The 17,660-nt window shown below is 51.9% G+C and carries 18 protein-coding genes, 1 tRNA gene and 1 pseudogene; 7 read left to right on the top strand and 13 right to left on the bottom strand.

Annotated features, from left to right (window positions below):
- Window positions 1-8: 8 nt before the first annotated feature.
- Entirely contained in the window at window positions 9-2,534 is a 2,526-nt protein-coding gene (gene mutS, locus GCD22_RS05550) for a DNA mismatch repair protein MutS (RefSeq protein WP_226859272.1), read from the top strand.
- 106 nt (window positions 2,535-2,640) lie between these two features.
- Here the strand turns inward: mutS and GCD22_RS18905 are convergent.
- Window positions 2,641-2,814, bottom strand: a pseudogene (locus GCD22_RS18905) (type II toxin-antitoxin system RelE/ParE family toxin); the annotation flags it as partial.
- Window positions 2,815-3,142: 328 nt separating this feature from the next.
- On the opposite strand from GCD22_RS18905, the gene GCD22_RS05540 reads away from it, so the two are divergent.
- From GCD22_RS05540 to pyrC, 4 genes are read left to right on the top strand one after another with little or no spacing between them, the layout of a single operon-like run.
- Entirely contained in the window at window positions 3,143-3,757 is a 615-nt protein-coding gene (locus GCD22_RS05540; RefSeq protein ID WP_051690738.1) for a hypothetical protein, read from the top strand.
- A 12-nt stretch (window positions 3,758-3,769) separates the two neighbouring features.
- On the top strand, window positions 3,770-4,384 hold the full coding sequence (locus GCD22_RS05535) for a nucleotide-binding protein (RefSeq protein ID WP_031575006.1): 615 nt from the start codon (window positions 3,770-3,772) through the stop codon (window positions 4,382-4,384).
- Window positions 4,385-4,418: 34 nt separating this feature from the next.
- The gene (locus GCD22_RS05530; RefSeq protein ID WP_077218245.1) at window positions 4,419-5,114 is read left to right on the top strand and encodes a tetratricopeptide repeat protein; all 696 of its coding nucleotides are present in this window, start codon (window positions 4,419-4,421) and stop codon (window positions 5,112-5,114) included.
- 59 nt (window positions 5,115-5,173) lie between these two features.
- Complete coding sequence (pyrC, locus tag GCD22_RS05525) at window positions 5,174-6,208, top strand: dihydroorotase (RefSeq protein ID WP_065974709.1); 1,035 nt, start codon at window positions 5,174-5,176, stop codon at window positions 6,206-6,208.
- Window positions 6,209-6,242: 34 nt separating this feature from the next.
- Here the strand turns inward: pyrC and GCD22_RS05520 are convergent, their stop codons facing one another.
- Complete coding sequence (locus GCD22_RS05520) at window positions 6,243-7,328, bottom strand: alkene reductase (RefSeq protein WP_031574998.1); 1,086 nt, start codon at window positions 7,326-7,328, stop codon at window positions 6,243-6,245.
- 374 nt (window positions 7,329-7,702) lie between these two features.
- Between GCD22_RS05520 and GCD22_RS05515 the strand changes: the two genes are divergently transcribed.
- Window positions 7,703-7,787, top strand: a tRNA-Leu gene (locus GCD22_RS05515).
- A 255-nt stretch (window positions 7,788-8,042) separates the two neighbouring features.
- On the opposite strand, the gene GCD22_RS18380 is transcribed toward GCD22_RS05515, so the two are convergent.
- On the bottom strand, window positions 8,043-8,231 hold the full coding sequence (locus GCD22_RS18380; RefSeq protein WP_244947584.1) for a hypothetical protein: 189 nt from the start codon (window positions 8,229-8,231) through the stop codon (window positions 8,043-8,045).
- A gap of 53 nt (window positions 8,232-8,284) precedes the next feature.
- On the opposite strand from GCD22_RS18380, the gene GCD22_RS18375 reads away from it, so the two are divergent.
- Window positions 8,285-8,560 (top strand): hypothetical protein, encoded by a 276-nt coding sequence (locus GCD22_RS18375; RefSeq protein WP_244947583.1) that lies wholly within the window; start codon window positions 8,285-8,287, stop codon window positions 8,558-8,560.
- A gap of 13 nt (window positions 8,561-8,573) precedes the next feature.
- On the opposite strand, the gene pstA is transcribed toward GCD22_RS18375, so the two are convergent.
- The 10 genes from pstA to hisS all read right to left on the bottom strand — a co-directional run bounded on the left by pstA (window position 8,574) and on the right by hisS (window position 17,626).
- On the bottom strand, window positions 8,574-9,401 hold the full coding sequence (pstA, locus tag GCD22_RS05505; protein ID WP_226856022.1) for a phosphate ABC transporter permease PstA: 828 nt from the start codon (window positions 9,399-9,401) through the stop codon (window positions 8,574-8,576).
- A gap of 83 nt (window positions 9,402-9,484) precedes the next feature.
- A complete protein-coding gene (gene pstC / locus GCD22_RS05500; protein WP_031574990.1) occupies window positions 9,485-10,441 on the bottom strand; it encodes a phosphate ABC transporter permease subunit PstC in 957 nt (318 codons plus the stop codon).
- Between the two features lie 103 nt (window positions 10,442-10,544).
- Window positions 10,545-11,630, bottom strand: a complete 1,086-nt coding sequence (gene pstS / locus GCD22_RS05495) for a phosphate ABC transporter substrate-binding protein PstS (protein WP_031574987.1) — start codon at window positions 11,628-11,630, stop codon at window positions 10,545-10,547.
- A gap of 207 nt (window positions 11,631-11,837) precedes the next feature.
- Entirely contained in the window at window positions 11,838-12,209 is a 372-nt protein-coding gene (locus GCD22_RS05490) for a DsrE family protein (RefSeq protein ID WP_010640087.1), read from the bottom strand.
- A 78-nt stretch (window positions 12,210-12,287) separates the two neighbouring features.
- Complete coding sequence (locus GCD22_RS05485) at window positions 12,288-12,779, bottom strand: SixA phosphatase family protein (RefSeq protein ID WP_031574983.1); 492 nt, start codon at window positions 12,777-12,779, stop codon at window positions 12,288-12,290.
- On the bottom strand, window positions 12,751-13,167 hold the full coding sequence (locus GCD22_RS05480) for a hypothetical protein (protein WP_024892630.1): 417 nt from the start codon (window positions 13,165-13,167) through the stop codon (window positions 12,751-12,753). The genes GCD22_RS05485 and GCD22_RS05480 overlap by 29 nt, the downstream gene beginning before the upstream one ends.
- Window positions 13,168-14,505 carry a ribosome biogenesis GTPase Der gene (der, locus tag GCD22_RS05475; protein WP_031574980.1) on the bottom strand — a complete coding sequence of 446 codons (1,338 nt, stop codon included), beginning with the start codon at window positions 14,503-14,505 and terminating at the stop codon, window positions 13,168-13,170. It abuts the gene before it with no gap.
- Window positions 14,506-14,514: 9 nt separating this feature from the next.
- A complete protein-coding gene (bamB, locus tag GCD22_RS05470; protein ID WP_024892628.1) occupies window positions 14,515-15,699 on the bottom strand; it encodes an outer membrane protein assembly factor BamB in 1,185 nt (394 codons plus the stop codon).
- Window positions 15,699-16,310 (bottom strand): YfgM family protein, encoded by a 612-nt coding sequence (locus GCD22_RS05465; RefSeq protein ID WP_031574977.1) that lies wholly within the window; start codon window positions 16,308-16,310, stop codon window positions 15,699-15,701. The genes bamB and GCD22_RS05465 overlap by 1 nt, the downstream gene beginning before the upstream one ends.
- Window positions 16,307-17,626 carry a histidine--tRNA ligase gene (gene hisS, locus GCD22_RS05460; protein WP_031574974.1) on the bottom strand — a complete coding sequence of 440 codons (1,320 nt, stop codon included), beginning with the start codon at window positions 17,624-17,626 and terminating at the stop codon, window positions 16,307-16,309. The genes GCD22_RS05465 and hisS overlap by 4 nt, the downstream gene beginning before the upstream one ends.
- Window positions 17,627-17,660 lie beyond the last annotated feature (34 nt).

Raw genomic sequence — 17,660 nt, 5'->3', positions numbered from 1 at the left:
ACACCCCCATGATGCAACAATATTTCGGACTGAAAGCTGAATGTCCGGATGCGCTGCTGTTTTACCGCATGGGTGATTTTTACGAACTGTTTTACGAAGATGCGCAAAAAGCATCGACCTTGCTGGGTATTACCCTCACCAGCCGGGGGCACAGCGCAGGAGAACCCATCCCCATGGCCGGGGTTCCGGTGCATAGCGTCGATGGTTATTTAGGAAAACTGGTCGCACTCGGTGAAAAAATCGCCATCGGCGAACAAATTGGTGACCCCGCCACCAGCAAAGGACCTGTCGAAAGAGCCATTGTCCGGGTATTGACCCCCGGTACCATTGTCGATGGGGCCTTGCTGGATAGTCACCAGGAGCCCCTGCTGCTGGCCATCTGCCCGGAAGGCCCAAGCTGTGGCCTCGCCTGGCTGGATGCAGCCGGAGGGCGACTGATGCTCAGGGAAATCCCCCAGACCGGCTTGACCGACCTGCTGGCCCGGCGTCCTGTAGCTGAAATCATTCTTCCCGAAGATGCGCCCCTTAAAACCAGCCTGAACAACAAGCATGCCCAGGGGCTGGATAAAACCCTGTTCCAGACCCGTCGCAGTCAGGCCGTGCTGGAGCGCTATTTTGGCGAGCGCCTGGACAGTTTTGGCTGCAATGACTGGCCACTGGCTCTGCGCGCCGCTGGAGCGCTTCTCCATTATGCCGAATCCCAACTACGGGGCAGTCTGGCTCAGATCCAGCACCTGGAGCCTGAGCGTGCTGAAGATGAGCTGTATCTGGATGCCACCGCTTATCGTGCGCTGGAAGTTGTTGAAAGTCTGCATGAACAGGGCCCTACCCTGCTGTCTCTGCTGCAAAAGACCCGCACGCCCATGGGTAACCGGCTGCTGAGGCGCTGGTTGTTACGTCCTTTGCGTCAGGGACCCGATTTGCTGCAGCGCCAGCAGCATGTCAGCGCACTGGTAGCCGGCCAGGGTCCGGAGCCGTTGCAAAAGGCCCTGCAGGGCATCGCCGATGCCGAGCGCATTCTCACCCGTATTGCCTTGCGCAGCGCCAATCCTCGTGATCTGGCGCAATTGCGCAGCACCCTCCAGGCCCTGCCCGCCCTGCACGAAAGCCTGCAGCGCTTCGCACAAAGTCCGCTTCATGATTATCGGGAACGCATCGGGTTATTCGCAGAAACCCGCCTGCTGCTGGAAAACGCCATTGTCGATCAGCCCCCCATGACCCAAAGGGACGGGGGTTATATCCAAACCGGCTATGACACTGAACTGGATCGTTTGCAGGCCCTGAGTCACAACCTTCAGGATGTCCTGCGCAATCTGGAGCAGGAAGAACGCCAGCGCACCGGCATCAGCCAGCTCAAAATTCAGTACAATCGGGTTCACGGCTTTTATATTGAAATCAGCCGCAGTTATCAGGGACCTATTCCCGACGATTACCGCCGCCGCCAGACCACCAAAAATGCCGAACGCTACATCAATGACGCCCTCAAGCTTATCGAAGATCAGGCGCTTTCTGCCGAAAGTCTGGCTCTCAGCCGGGAACGTCTGCTCTTCACAACGCTTCTGGACGCCCTGATACCGGAAGTTGCAGCCCTGCAGAACACCATGACCGCAGTGGCAGAACTGGATGTCCTGAGCACCCTGGCTGAACGCGCCATCTCGCTGAATTGGTCCGCACCGCAACTGGTGGCGGAAAACAGCCTGCACATTCTTGATGGCAGACACCCGGTCGTCGAAGCGCAAATGGGTAGTCAGTTTGTGCCCAACGACCTTCATTTTGATGGGCAACAGCGGATGCATCTGATTACCGGCCCCAACATGGGCGGTAAATCTACCTACATGCGCCAGAGCGCACTGATTGTACTGCTCGCTCATATCGGCAGTTGGGTGCCCGCTCGCGAAGCCATTATCGGGCCTGTCGACCAGATATTCACCCGCATTGGTGCTGCCGACGATCTGGCGGGCGGACGCTCGACCTTCATGGTGGAAATGAGCGAAACCGCACGCATACTGCATCTGGCCACCGCCCGGAGTCTGGTCATTCTCGATGAAATCGGGCGCGGCACCGCCACCTATGACGGCCTCGCCATTGCCTGGGCCACCGCCGAAGCCCTGCTCGAACGCGGGGCATTTACCCTTTTTGCCACCCACTATTTTGAACTGACCGAACTGGAAAACCCGAAGCTCAGCAACCTGCATCTGGATGCCTTCGCCCAGAACGATCAGGTTATTTTTCTGCATCGTGTCGAAGAAGGGCCAGCCGCCCAGAGTTACGGCCTGGCCGTGGCCAGCCTGGCCGGCATTCCAGAAAAAGTAGTCAGCACCGCCAGGGTACGACTGCAGTTACTTGAAAATTCGAGCTCTGCACGACCAAGCATCTTACCCAATCCGGCACCCGCACAAAATCCACCGGCGCAAATTCCCCTATTTGCAGCAACACCCCACCCCGCGCTGGAACTCCTGGAGCAAATGGACCCCAACAATATCAGCCCCAGGGAAGCATTGGCCGTTTTATACCAATTGAAAGAGTTGCTGTAGGCTTCTTGTAACGGGACGTATCCGGACAACCCGCCAGCAAAGCATCGAAAGCCAAGAAATCGCCTCGCTCTTGGTGTTCACGTTATGCGCTGTTTTTATCGTGACCCTACCACCTACGCGGATTTTTTTGCCTGCTGTGAAATACCTGTATTATTTCCACGGCATCATACCGCACGCAATAAGGGAGAATGTACGGGTGATCCGTTATCACTAATTCCCTGGTTACAAAAACCCGCCCAGGTCTGCCCATGGCCGGATAGGCGCATAACAAGCCGGTGCCCTGGTGTAGGGTTGTTTGTCACATCCAGATTCGGGAGATCACTTGATTTCCCTTTTTTATCTGAATCCCACGTTGCAAGAACTGTTGTATGAACCGTTGCATTCTTTTACGCTGCAACATTTATAATATTTATTATATATCAATATATTGGCTTAATTTTCTGTTGCAAAAAGATAAATTTCTTAAACCCATAATCCCCAATAAAACAAGAGATTAACTTCTGGCACGTTGTTTGCTGATAAAGCTTACTGAATTAGCCGATGGCGTGGCGGGTTCTGGAAACCAACATTATCAAGGGTTTTTTATAACGAACATGGAGGCAAATGTGATGAAATCATTGAAAAAAACACCAATGGGCCGGAAACTGCGGTCTTTGGCTTTGATGGCGGGTGTCGGTATGGCAGGCTTCATGATTGCAGCCCCGGCGTATGCCTGGGGTCCTTGGGGTGGCGACATGCCCTGGAGCGGTGGTGGTGGAGGGATGCCCTGGAGTGGTGGTGGCATGCCCTGGTCCGGTTATAGCGGCCCCATGAATGGCAACAGCGGGCCTTTTAGCGGCTATGGTGGCCCCATGCAGGGATCAGAAGGCCCTTGGGATATGGGTGGCATGAATTTCAATGGGCCGCATGGTGGACCCATGAACATGAACAGCGGTAACTACGGCGGTTATGGGCAGCCTTATCAGGGCGAATATCAGGGCGGTGGTAGTAATGGTTATCCGCAATCCTACGGACAACAATCCTACAACGGACCCAGTCAAGGTTATGCCCGTTATCCGGCACAACAAAACTACGCTTATCCTAATCAGGGGCAATATCCACAACAATACGCACAACAATATCGCCAACCCTATCCGCAGCAGATGCGTCCCAGCATGCCGCCTCCGCCCATGGGTCCTTATCAGTCTCCTTATGGTTATTCGCCCTACGGATATGGCCGCTAACCCGAGGATCCCATGCGTTTGGTAGTGGCCTCCATGAAGGGTGGGTCTGGTAAAAGCACGGTGAGTTTCAATCTCGCCGTGTGGTTGGCGTATCGGGCTCCCGTGCAACTTTACGACCTCGATCCCCAAGGGACCTTACGCGATGTCTGCAGCGATCGCACAGAACAGCACATTCTGCCCGCTCTTTCTGTAGCTACAGAGATGGATGATGCCCTGCCCCAGGCTGAATACGTAGTGATTGACTGTAGTTATTCCGAATTGACCGCCTTTCGAGGAGCCTTGAGCGTCGCCGATGCGATCCTGATGCCCGTCGGCCCCAGTCAGGCCGATATCTGGTCTGCACAACGTTTTCTGGAGGATTGCGGCCAATGGGCAGCCCCTCCGGTCTGGGCATTTATCAATCGCGCCGATACCCACCACGCAGTCCGTGAAAGCGATGAAGCCGAGGCCATGCTGGCCGAACTTCCACAGGTCAAATCCTTGGGATTACGACTCGGACAACGCACGGCCTTTCGCCGCTCACTGAGTGAAGCCCGTGCCGTTTTTGAATTGGATACCAGCAGCAAAGCCAGCCAGGAACTGGAAAAACTGGCCAGCACTTTGTATCCGGAATTATCTATGTTCTAGCACCCAACCCATTTAATATTGAGGCGAATAACTTATGCGTGTTTTCTCCCTACCCCTAGTGCCAAGACACCCCCTTTTCAAGGTCGGGATGCTTTTCACCTCACTTTTAGTGGGTGCCAGCCTGCAATTCGTCTCAGGCGACCTGAATCCTGAATTTTCGCCTTTCAGCTGTATTGCCAGTGCCGCAGCCGCAGAATCTGCCTTACCTGCAAAAACTGTCCCCGCAGCCAAACATCCCGTCGCGCCCAAAAAAACTGGACAAAGTGGCGCTGCCAAAGCGCATTCTGCCCACAAAAATATCAAGGCTCCGCCCACCTTATCCATGCCTATGCCGGCTTCGACAAAAAGCCTGAGCAAAGCCGAAGTCAAACTGCTCTTGCAGGCTCGGGCGGCCTACTGGCAGCGCAATGCGCCGAAAGCCATTGCCGACTACCAAAAACTGCTTCACGAAGCGCCTGATCATCCGGGTATTTATGGTGAATTGGGCAATGTGTATTACATGACCGGCAAATATCCGGAAGCCGCCATTGCCTATGGAAGTGCAGCCCGAACCATGATTCGGATGCAGCGCTTTGCAGAAGCCTACAGCCTTTTGCCGTTGATAGGCTCCCTGAATCCTCAGGAAGCTACCGCCATTGACCATAGCCTGCAGGTTCACAGTGCTGCGGCCGCCAAAAAAGCCAGAGCAGCCGCCCAGCAAAAATCTGAGCAGTCCGCAGTGCCCGATTGAAAAACATTGCGCCAGCAACATATCATCCAGTCTGATCTCAATAAGCTGAGGATGTTGCTGTGCAAGAACTCAACCTGATTTGTCCCGACGACTGGCATCTGCATCTGCGTGACGGGGCCAATATGGCCTCAGTGCTTCCTGACAGTGCCCGACGTTTTGGTCGAGCCATCGTCATGCCCAACCTGAAACCGCCCGTGACCACGGTGGACCTTGCCGCTGCTTATCGTGACCGGATTGTTGCTGCACTGGAACCGAGCTCAGCATTTCAACCCCTCATGACTCTTTATCTCACCGATAACACCACTGTGAGTGAAATCGAAAAAGCCAAAAGCAGCGGTTTTGTACAGGCAGTGAAATACTATCCGGCGGGAGCAACCACCCACTCGGAAAACGGTGTCACCGACCTCAAACGCGTATACAACGTGCTGGAAGCCATGGAAAAAATGGATCTGCCCCTGCTCCTGCATGGAGAAGTAACCGATCCGGATATTGATATTTTTGATCGGGAAGCAGTATTCATAGAACGTCATCTGCTACCCCTGACTCGCAATTTTCCGGGTCTGCGCATGGTTCTCGAACATATCACCACCCGCACCGCCACCCAATTTGTGGCCGATGCCGGAAAGCAGATAGCGGCCACTATCACCGCTCATCACCTGCTCCTCAATCGCAATGCCCTGTTTGTCGGTGGGGTTCGTCCCCACCATTACTGCCTGCCGATTCTCAAACGGGAAACCCACCGCCAGGCACTGATTCAAGCCGCTACCAGTGGTAATCCCAAATATTTTCTCGGTACGGACAGCGCCCCCCATCCCCGTCAGGACAAGGAGTCGGCCTGCGGCTGTGCCGGAATTTACACCGCCCATGCAGCCATTGAACTTTATGCAGAAGTTTTTGAAGCAGCAGGCGCTCTGGACCGGCTGGAAGCTTTTGCCAGTTTTCATGGACCGGATTTCTACCAGCTCCCTCGTAATCAGGGGCACATTACTCTGGAAAAACGGAGTTGGACAGTTCCCGAAAGCTATCCCTGTGGAGTGGACACATTAATTCCTCTCCGGACCGGAGAGGAATTATCATGGAAATTGAGAGAATAACTAAAGGAATAATAGGTATTCATCCCGTCCTGTATTATTTACTAAAACTAGATTTTTTATACGCCGGATAGTCAGTATATCCTTTTGGCCCAGGAGAATAAAAAGTGGATTGGTCAGGAGCATTCAAGGAATAGCCTGCACGAATCCGATCTGGCAAATCTGGATTTGCCAGGAAAGCCGTTCCAAAAGCAATGGCATCAACAACACCAGAGGCTAAAGCTTCTTTGGCTTCTTCAGGCGAGTAGCCCATGTTGGCAATCAGAGATCCACGGTAATGTTTCCGCGCTGGAGACAAAATATCGCCTGATTGATGGCCGTAAAAGTCTCCGCGCATTAAATGTAAATAAGCCAAGCCAAAATCATTCAAGCGATCAGCAAGCCAGGTCAACAAGGCCACGGGATTACTATCACGCATATCGTTGAAGCTATTGAGGGGAGATAAACGCACCCCGACCAGATCGGCACCAATGGCATTTGAAACAGCCGTCAATGTTTCGAATAGCAGTCGCGCACGGTTTTCCATGCTACCACCATATATTCCAGACCGAACATTGCTTCCGTCCCGCAGAAATTCATCCAGTAAATATCCGTTTGCCGCATGGACTTCTACCATATCAAATCCGGCAGAACGGGCATTCAGGGCAGCCTGGGCAAACCCTTGGACAATAGCGGGTATTTCATCATCCTTTAAGGCTCTCGGTTCAGTATATTTTTGCTTTCCATTTGGGGTATGTACCTCTTCACCCTTAATGGCAAGGGCACTGGGAGCCACAGGAACGACCCCATCATTCAAATCAGGATGGCACGCTCTACCACCATGCCAGAGTTGCAGGGCAATTTTACCTCCAGCCGAATGCACGGCGTCGGTCACTAAGCGCCAACCATCAATCTGTGCAGCGGAATAAATACCCGGTTCATGCCAAAAGGCAGAATTACCCGGCAAAATCATGGTTGCCTCAGCGATGATCAGCCCCGCACTGGCTCTTTGAGCGTAATATTCTGCCATAAGCGGCGTTGGTACATGTTCGTCCTCTGCGCGGCAGCGCGTCAAAGGGGCCATAAAAATGCGATTAGCTGTTTGGATGCTGCCCAGTTGCAATGGTGAGAACAAGTCGGCCATGGTTTCTCCTAGTCAGGGTTTGTTCAAGGTCATAGATACGATAATGGTACCGACCAGTCAGTCTGTTTACAAGTATCCATATTCTTGTCCGATATACCATGCGCGCAAATCTTCAAAGCAATCGCTGTTTAAATAAGTCGTTGACCAATTGGCTACCAACTTACTGTTCAAAAATGATGATTCGGGGAAAGATGTCGACAAAAATAACAACTGCGAGGCCCAAAATTGCTGCAAAGCCTTCCCGCAATCTGCGCCTTTTATTCGAATAACTTGATCATCTGGTTTGTGACGGTTGATCTTGTTATGATGCAGGCACTGTTGATCAGACTCTCGCCACGATAACAGCGTACGATGAAAAGATCAGCCTGTACCTTGCCCAGGTGGCGAAATCGGTAGACGCAAGGGACTTAAAATCCCTCGGTTTATACCGTGCCGGTTCGAGTCCGGCCCTGGGCACCATTTCGTAACATAAGGATGCCCCTCATGTCGATTGAATCCATAAACCCTTCCGCTGTGACCCCTTTGAGTAACATCATTGATGTGCGCGGGATGACTTATACTGAAGCACAACCCGTTGTTTATGCAGCCAGTATTCGACTGTCCGTCGGGCAAAAAATACAGGTGCTTACAGATTCAGATCCTGCCGCCATGATGCGCGCCGTAGCTTTTCAACTGCGTGATGCCATCTCCTGGCACATGGAAAGCGATGGCAAACTATGGCAGGTCGAAGTTCAGCCCCGAGCCGAGGCAGAAGCCAAAGATGTGGTTGACCTGTTGACTTGGGACCATTATCGCCTGGATCACCAGTTTGCCCAGGTTCTTGCTGCAGCCAACGAAAACAGAATTGCCGACGCTGAAAGTATTTTCCAGGATTACTGGATTGGTCTCCGTCGTCACGTTCATCTGGAAAACAATCTGCTGGGTCCGGTTCTTGGGGGGGCGAAGAGCAGGGACCCTTGGCAGATATGCTTTTTGAACATGACAGTATTATTGTGCAATCGCGCTTGCTCGAAGAAACTTTTGACGAAAAAGACTATGGTATGTTGCCGGCCATCTGCGCCATGCTTTCCGGCTCACTTGCGAAGCATGAAAACCGTGAAGAAACCACTTTGTTTCCCATTTGGCAGACGACAGATAATAGTGATCGTGGCCGTGCCACTGAACATCTTGCCAGAGCAAAAGAGCTTCTATCGGGTTCAGAAGATAGCCAGGTACTGAAGGTTTTTTCCTGAACAACCTGACAGCTTAGCGGTATGCTCCCATCCGGCGCTGGGCTCGCACCATATACCAGCGCCCCGCAAGAATGAGCATCAACACTCCGGCGGTAATCAGGAAAGCTGCAGCAAATGCCAACATATGTGATTCTGCAAAGGGCTCGTTGATGAATGTCCAGATGACATAGGTCAAGTAGCCGATTGGCTCATTGGTCAGTTTTCCGGTCCACATATAGTTAGACCAGCCAGCGGTATACAAAAGTGGAGCCGTTTCACCCATGGATAAAGCCACCGCGTAAAAAAGTCCGGTCATAATCGCCGGTGCGGCACCAGGTAGTAATATTTTGAAAACAATCCGCCCCTCCCCTGCCCCTAATCCATATCCCGCTTCGCGAACAGATAAAGGGATGTTGCTCAGCGCCAATTCGGTGGAACGGGCAATATAGGGAAGGAGCATAACGGTCAGGGTGATGATTCCTGCAGCCACTGAAAACTGCCAGCCCAAATAAATGACCATCGTAATATAACCGACGTAACCCAGCACTATGGAGGGTACCCCAACCAGAACGTCTGAGAGAAAGCGCAGCAGCTTGCCAGCATTCCCATGACCATGTTCGCTCAAATAAATGCCTGCAGATATCCCGATGGGCGCAGCTAACAGCAAGCTACCAAGAGACATGATAATGGAACCTTCAATGGCATTTTTCAGACCACCACCAATACCATTGGTAATTTCTGTCAACAATTTGATATTGAGCGCTGGCCAGGCATGTATGAGCACATCAATAATGATGGAAAGAAACATGGCCGCCAAAAAAACAAAGGACCCTGTGACAATGACGGTAGCAAAAACAGTCATCAGCCTGCGCCATAAGGATACTTTAAATTTCCTGGGTGTACTCATTTTCGGTAATACCTGCTCTTCCAACACATTAATAGCCATCAGCGCACCTTTGCCATCCACAACATCATTCTGGCAGCTATATTGACAACCACCGTAATCAGCAATAACACCAGAGCTATTTCAGATAATGCTTCAACAGCCATATTGGTTGGGTCTTGCAGTGCACTATCCAGCTGCGAGGCAATAAATGCCGCCATAGTCGAAATGGGCGCATAAATATTATTGGGTAAGTAGTTCAGGGCATTACCACTGACCATCAATACCGCCATGGTTTCACCCAAAGCCCGCCCTAATGCCAAAATTCCTACGCCGATCAAAACGGTTCTTAGCTTGGGCAAAACAATATGCCAAAAAACTTCAAGGCGATTCAAGCCAAGACTCAAACCAGCCTCTTTCAAGGCAGGTTCCGTCATCAGTATAGATTCACGCAACGTCGCCGAAATCAGGGGGATGATCATGACTGCCAAGACAAAAGCAGAGGTCAATAGCCCATAACCGCTTCCCGCTTCGCCATTCAGGAAAGGAATAAAAGAAAAAGTCTTTGCCAAAAAAGGAAAAATGCTGTGACCAAATAGCGGCACCAGCAAAGCATATCCCCATAAACCATATACTACACTGGGAATAGCAGCGAGCAGATCAACAAATAGGGATAAAGGTCCTGCCCAGGTTTTGCGAATGCCTTCACTGAGAAAATAGGCTGCACCAACAGCGATAGGCATAGCAATAAGCATCGCCAGTACCGAACTGGCAATCGTCCCAACGACCAGAAACCAGATGCCATACTTGGCACCAGGCATGATTTGGTGCCCATTTACTGAAACTGGGTTACCATAAAGATTGCCAAGGTTCCAATCATTCGTCCATAAAAAATGAAATTGATTATACTGAATCGCTGGCCATGAATACACGGCCAAAAAAATTATCAGAAGGAGTAATGAAATCGGCAAAAAACTTGCGGTAGCCACTAATGCCGTTCTGAATACAGGAATTTTCATTACAATGATTCCACTTCCAAAAGTAAGTAAAGTTATCTAAACAGTAATAAATGCGTATTAAAAAATTACGGTGCCGGGTTATTACCCCGGCACCGTTCAGATCTTAGTGAATTTCTGCGATCTGTTTACGTGACAGCTCAGCTGCGCTGTCGGGTAGCGGTACGAAGTTTACCGCAGTGATAAAGTGTGGTGCATTACCGCCCTTAGGATCAATGGCCCAGTTCAGGAATTTCTTCATGGCTGCAGCCACTTCCGGCTTGGCCTGGGTCTTGCTGACGATGGCATACTCATAATTGATGATGGGGTAGGACTTGGCACCAGGAGCGAATACCAGACTGATCCGTTCATCAGCAGGGGTCTTGCTGACCATTTCACCAGCTGCAGCCTTGGCATTTTCCACTGTAGGCAATACGAAATTGCCTGCGCGGTTTTGCAGCATGGCCAGGCCCAATTTGGCTTCTTCAACTGGTTTCTTCCAGCTGATACCGATGTATGCCACACCATAAGGCGTTGTCTTCAGAGCCTGGACCATGCCGGGGTTGCCTTCGGCACCGATACCACCCGGAACGGCCGGCCAACTTACCGTCGTACTGTAGCCAACGCTTTTGCTCCATGCTGGAGTGGTGTCAGCCAGGTAGGTGGTAAAAATAAAAGTGTCGCCAGAACCATCGGTGCGGTGGATAGGGACAATCTTGTGGTTGGGCAGTTTCACACCAGGATTCAGCTTGGCAATGGCCGCATCGTCCCAATTGGTGATTTTGCCGGAATAAATACCGGCAAGCACAGGACCGGAAAGCTTCAGATGCTTGTTGTTCAGACCGGGCAGATTGTAATTGATCATCTGAATGGAGATGGCCAAAGGAATGTTGAGGATGTTCGGGTGCTGTTTGATCTGGGCATCACTCATGTATGCATCAGAAGCGCCAATCTGGGCGACGCCGGAAATGGCTTCGGCAATACCCGTACCACTTCCTGTACCCTGGGTGGTTATCTGCACGCCGGGATTCATTTTGGTGTACGCAGGTACCCACAAATTGAAAAGTGGATACAACAGGGTGGAACCGGTTTCCAACAAAGAAATCGTGGCAGCATTGGCAGGCATAGCATACATGCCGACAAGACCCAATGCAGAAACCATTACGGCACCCTTTACACTGCGAGAAAGCTCTTTCTTCAAACGATACAGCATAAGACCTCCAAAGATGGCGAATACGTTGATTTACGGCTTATTCCCAAACACACACCGTACGTCATCAATGCTTGCGAGCAGTCCTGACGCGACGTAATTAGCAATCTAGCACAGTTATATGACAGTATGATGACAAAACTTCTGTTACAAACAGAGCCCGACCAAAAGGACGGGCTCTTCAAGACAATGAAGGTTTTTAAGCGCCGATTACCAGGTCAGAATCCGACCTGCAGCGGCCAATGAAGGCAGCGCAGCACTGGGATTCATCATGGGAATGGGTTTGGCCAGATCATCTTTGGTCATACCATTCAATTCCAGTGACTGCAGGCACCCAATAATCTGAACTTCATTATCCTCAGCCAGCTTCATGAAGTCGGCGACACTTTTGCCACCTTCCATCGGAAATATACTTTCGGCCTTACCTTTGGCAAGCAACTCCGTGGCCGGTCCGGTGAAATACATGACGACTTTCTGCTCGGCGGCGGCGGCAGTGGCAGCCAGGAAAAAGGCGGAAGGAAGACGCTTGGGGTTTTCCGCGCCAGTAATAAGAATGATAACAAGATCCGCTGCTTCGGACATCTAACACCTCCTGATTGAACGTGTGAAGTGACTTGTGGACTATACACCAATTTGCGCTGCTGACTAAAACAGTTGTACTTATGCTTTGTTCTCAGTCGCAACGGCGCGCAGCATTTCCGGCAAAGCATACCACTGAAGTTCACCTTCCATTTGATCAACAGCTTTCAGATGAATACCAATCACGCTGGCTTTTTTGACGGGGACACTGACCCGGGTTAGCCGCGTAGTCCAAATTCCGAGATGGGGTTGATGACCCACCACAATCAGCGTTTCGGGCTGTTTGCTCAGGTTCTGCCAATCCCGACTGAGCGTGTTCAGATCGCCGGCCGGAATCGCTTCATGATAACTTTCCACTTCAATACCAAAGGCTTGGGCAATATATGCGGCAGTTTCGCGGGTACGGAGCAAGGGGCTGCTCCACAATAGAACCGAGCCATGAATACAGTGGCGTAAACCCCGGGCGACAGCGGCTGCGGTTTCATGTCCATGGCGGGTGAGTTGCCGCGCAAAATCCGAGCCGGAAACCGTTTCGTCTTCTGCCTCAGCGTGGCGTACGAGTAAAAGGTTCACGCTTTTGCACCTCCTGCCCAAACCAGATGACGGTGATTGCACGGGGTAACACGCGGGCAAGAATCGTGATTACGGCAATGCCAATCAGAGCAGTCATCCATTCGTCCACGCGGGTTTTAGTATCGGGACCCGAACCAATGAAAATCTCCAGCCCGGATAAAACAGCCCCCACAAAAATAGTCACCGGACGCCAGCCATAAGGACCAAGCACCGGATAAAAGCGCGCTAAAGCACCCAGGGTTACGGTGGCCCAGAGTGCGTACTCCCCGGCACGAATCCATAAACCCTGGGGACTGACCGGCAGCATCGCCCCACTCCATAAAATACCGAGATAAATAAGGAGCGCGATAATGGCCCAACGCCACCATCCGGACAGACTGCCTTTCATTTAATGCTTTCCTCTTTGTGGATCATAGGGGTTTTCGCCCTGACGAAATAACAGGCGCAAAGGAATGGAGTCCAGATGTAAGGCTTTCCGGAAGGCGCTTTCCAGATAGCGCTTGTAACTACCCGGCAAGCGCGTTAATTGATTCCCGTGAAATACCAGAGTCACCGGATTTTCACCACCCTGATGACAATAACGTAACTTGATTCGGCGTCCACCAACCATGGGTGGCTGATGGGTTTCAATAATCTCGCCCAAAGCCCTATTCAGCTCTCCTGTTGAAAAATGTTTGCGGGAATCCTGCCAAAGGCGATCAATACTTTTGTACAAATCGCCAACACCGGTACCATGCAAGGCGGAAATGGTGTAGACCGGCGCATACTGAATAAAACTCAGGCGGCGCTCGAGCTCCTGCTTGACCGCCTTACGCTCGTGAGGACTCATCCCGTCCCATTTATTGATCACGACGACAATCGGGCGTCCCAACTCTACAGCGACCCCCACCAGATGAGAATCCTGTTCAGCAATACCGACCCTGGCATCGAGCACCAGCAACACGACATCGGCTTCCCGCAATGCACCCAATGTTTTCAAAACACTGAGCTTTTCCAGGCCTTCGCCGACTCGGGCACGCCGCCGCATTCCGGCCGTATCAATCATGACATAGGGCTTGCCATCCCGTTCATAAGGAATGCGGATGCTGTCCCGGGTAGTCCCCGGCTCATCAAATACCAACACTCTTTTTTCACCAAGCATGGCGTTTACCAGTGTCGATTTTCCTACATTGGGACGGCCGAGCATGGCTATGCGGGGGCCTTTTCCGGCATCCTGCTGCGCAATTTCCTCACTGGGCAGATCCGAGAAAACGGCTTCCAGCAGGGTTTCAACCCCATGCCCATGAGCAGCAGAAATCGTATAGGGCATTCCCAGACCCAGGCGATGGAATTCCGGGAGTTCGCTGACGGCTCCTTTGGCATCCATCTTGTTCACAACCAGATAAATCGGTTTGCCACCACGGCGCAATTCCATGGCGATTTCTTCATCCTGGGCAGACAAACCTTCTTTGGCATCGACCAGAAAACAGATGGCATCGGCTTCCTGAATAGCCAGTCTGGTCTGAATGGCCATGGCTGCAACCAGGCCCTCGCGTTCTTCAGGTTCAAAGCCGCCGGTATCAATGACCAGATACTGACGCCCTTCAAACTGCGCGGTTCCATAGTGACGATCACGCGTCAGCCCGGGGAAATCGGCAACCAGAGCCTCACGCGTACGGGTGAGGCGATTAAAAAAAGTGGATTTACCGACATTGGGTCGCCCCACCAGGGCAATAACTGCAGTCATGATACAGCCTTAGCGCTTTTCGAGCTTGATCCGATACAAAGTGCCCGCATCACTGAGAGCAAGAATCTGGTTATTATCCAGACATACAGGACTACTTTGAATTCCACTGGAGGAAAGGCGTGTCTGACCAATCCGATGCCCGGATTCGGGATTGAAGGCGTAGAGATAGCCACCATTATCGGTTGCCAGCAAATCATTTCCACAACTACTCAGACCGGTCATGGCATGGCCTTTGAGTTTATCGTTTTTCCACAAGATGCTGCCGGAACCAGGATCTATTTCAGAAATTACTCCATCTGAATCGGCCACATACAAATGTCCTTTGAACCAGACTGGAGTTAAATACACCGACATGGGGACACTCCAGTTCTGGGTGCCTCCCTGCTGTGTATAGGCAGCCAGATTACCCTGATAGGCTGCCGCAAAAACCTGATCATCAGCAACTATCGGACGCGCTGCCACATCCACCATCCGCGCCAGCTCGTTGCTGCCATGGGCAATAGCTACACGGGCATGCCACAACTCAGCACCCGTGGAAAGACTTAATGCTGTCAAGGTTCCATCAGCAAAACCGGCATAGACCACACCATCATGCACAGTCGGGGTAGAAACTGCGCGCAAGATGAGGGAGGGCTGGTTCATGGAGAAGGTCCACTGAATTTTGCCATCCTTGGGGTTTAGCGACCAAAGATGGCCATTTACGGTTTGCATCAGTAAGTGATCGTCGGCATAGACTACCGGTGTCAACACTTCGGAGCTGAGTTGTACCGACCAGAGTTTATGACCATTTTTAGCATCAAACGCAAATACCTTGCCGGCATTGGTTCCCGCATAGACGACGCCATGGGCGATGGTGGCACCGCGCGCACTTTTGCCATCCAGACTGCGCATCCATTGCTGACTGCCCGATTCATTCATGCTGACCAGATGCCCGGAAGCATTAGCCACCACAATCTGATGCGCAGAGTGGGCAATTTCTGTTCCCTGGTAGGGGTTGATAGGCCATAGTCCATAAAGCCGGGCCTGCCATTGCGTCGAAAAAGAAACTTTATTATGACCTTTACTGATGGGTGGAGGCGTTTTGGGACTGGGTGAGGATTTAAACCAGGACATGATTCCGCAGCCATTCAGCAGGGCAGCAACTATTCCCAGAACGGCTAAACGCCATATGCTTTTGAAAAAATCATTCCGCATCACGGCGCAACTCCAATATTGGCGATTTTCATTTGCAGATAAGTACGATAAGGGTCAACCGCCGGCAAGGCGGACATGGCCGAATGGTAGGCCTGTTCTGCCTGACTGATCTGATTCAGAGAGGCATAGGCGTCCCCTTTGATTTCATCAGCTAAGGTAACATAGGCAGGCTGTGGATTTTGCAGGATATCCAGGGCCTTATGTGCCTGATGCTGATCCACATACAGGCGTGCCAGATTCAAGCGAGCAAGGCTGCGCATGCCACGCGGTGCGCTGGTATTCTTTATCACGCTCATGAGCGTTTTTTCTGCGGCAGGAACTTGTTTGCCCTCCATATCCATACGCGCCAGAAAAAAATGCGCCATGGTTGCATAAGGGGTGTGGGCGTACTGATGAATCAGCGTGCCCGCACTGGCACGGGCCGTGCTGGTCTGCCCCTGAACCATGGTGTCTAACAGCTCACTATACAGCACTGCCGCTTTTTCGGTTTGATGGCGTTGATATTTTTCGTAGCCAAAAAACCCCATGGCGGCAAAAAGAATCACGAGAATACCCACAATCAGGGTAATACGATGGCGGGAGAGCAATGCGGAAAGTTCTTGACCGGTCACTTTGATCTTCTGGCAGTGGCAAAATTTTGCCCAGTATGGGGTGCATGCTTGGGGAAATCAACGCCGAGGCTTTGCAGACCAGTGATCACTGCCTCCAGACTGCCTTCCCAACGCCCTTCCCCGCACTGTTCCTTGATGATTACTGGTTCTCCTTGCAATTGTCCCAACCCGATGACCAGCTGGAACAGCGCCCGGGAACGTTCTGCCTGCTTCAGCAGAGCTTTGAAACCCGCAGGGCCGCCACTGACCACACTGATACCCAGATCACGGAGAGCTTCAGCGAGTTGCCAGGAACGAGCGAGACTATCGTCCTCCATGGCCCCGATAAAAAGTACAGGTTTGTCGGCGCAGGCCTGGTTTCCCTGAATTTCCTGCAAGGCGAGTAAGCGTTCCAACCCTACAGCGAAACCAATGGCGGGAGTATCCTGACCACCCAGCTGGGCAACCAGTCCATCATAACGACCTCCGGCCAGCACGGTTCCCTGGGCACCCAAGGCATCCGTAACCCATTCAAAAACCGTCCGGTTATAGTAATCCAGCCCGCGTACCAGGCTGTGATTCAATTGATAGGGAATATCAAGAGCCGTCAGCAGTTTTTGCAGGCTGGCAAAATGCAGGGCCGATTCGGTATCGAGATGATCCACCAGATGTGGTGCGCTGCTGGCAATCTGCCGACAGCCAGGCACTTTACAATCCAGAATCCGTAATGGATTGAGCTCCATACGGGTCTGACAATCAGCACATAAGGCTTCCTGTTGCGGTCGCAAATACTCCAGAAGTCGCTCACGGTAAGCTGCCCGCGCCTGTGGACTGCCCAATGAGTTGATTTGTAAAGAGGCCTGCACCCCGGCCTGCTTCAGAATACGCGCAGACAGGGCGATGATTTCGGCATCTGTACCGGCTCCGGCCTGACCGAAAACCTCAACGCCCAGTTGGTGAAATTGCCGATAGCGGCCTTTCTGGGGACGTTCATGGCGAAACATGGGGCCCATGTAATAATAACGCGGAGTCTGCCCGCGCATGGTCTGATTCTGGATCGCGGCTCGTACACAACCAGCAGTCCCTTCCGGACGCAGAGTAAGACTGTCGCCATTACGATCGGCAAAGGTGTACATTTCTTTCTGGACAATGTCGGTGACGTCACCAATGGCACGGGCGAAAAGTTCTGTCGATTCCAGCAACGGGAGACGGACTTCGCCGTAATCATACAACTTGAGCAAGCCCCGCAAATCCATTTCCAGAGCCTGCCAGGCTGCTGCTTCTGCGGGGAAAATATCGTTCATTCCCCGCACCGCCTGTAATCCCTTAACAGCCATACGAATAACTCACTTTCCCCAAACGAACCATTAC

Origin of the sequence: Acidithiobacillus thiooxidans ATCC 19377 (genome assembly GCF_009662475.1) — a bacterium.
GTDB lineage: Bacteria > Pseudomonadota > Gammaproteobacteria > Acidithiobacillales > Acidithiobacillaceae > Acidithiobacillus > Acidithiobacillus thiooxidans.
The sequence above is the reverse complement of the archived record's forward strand: the minus strand, read 5'-3'. Positions and strand labels throughout refer to the sequence as shown.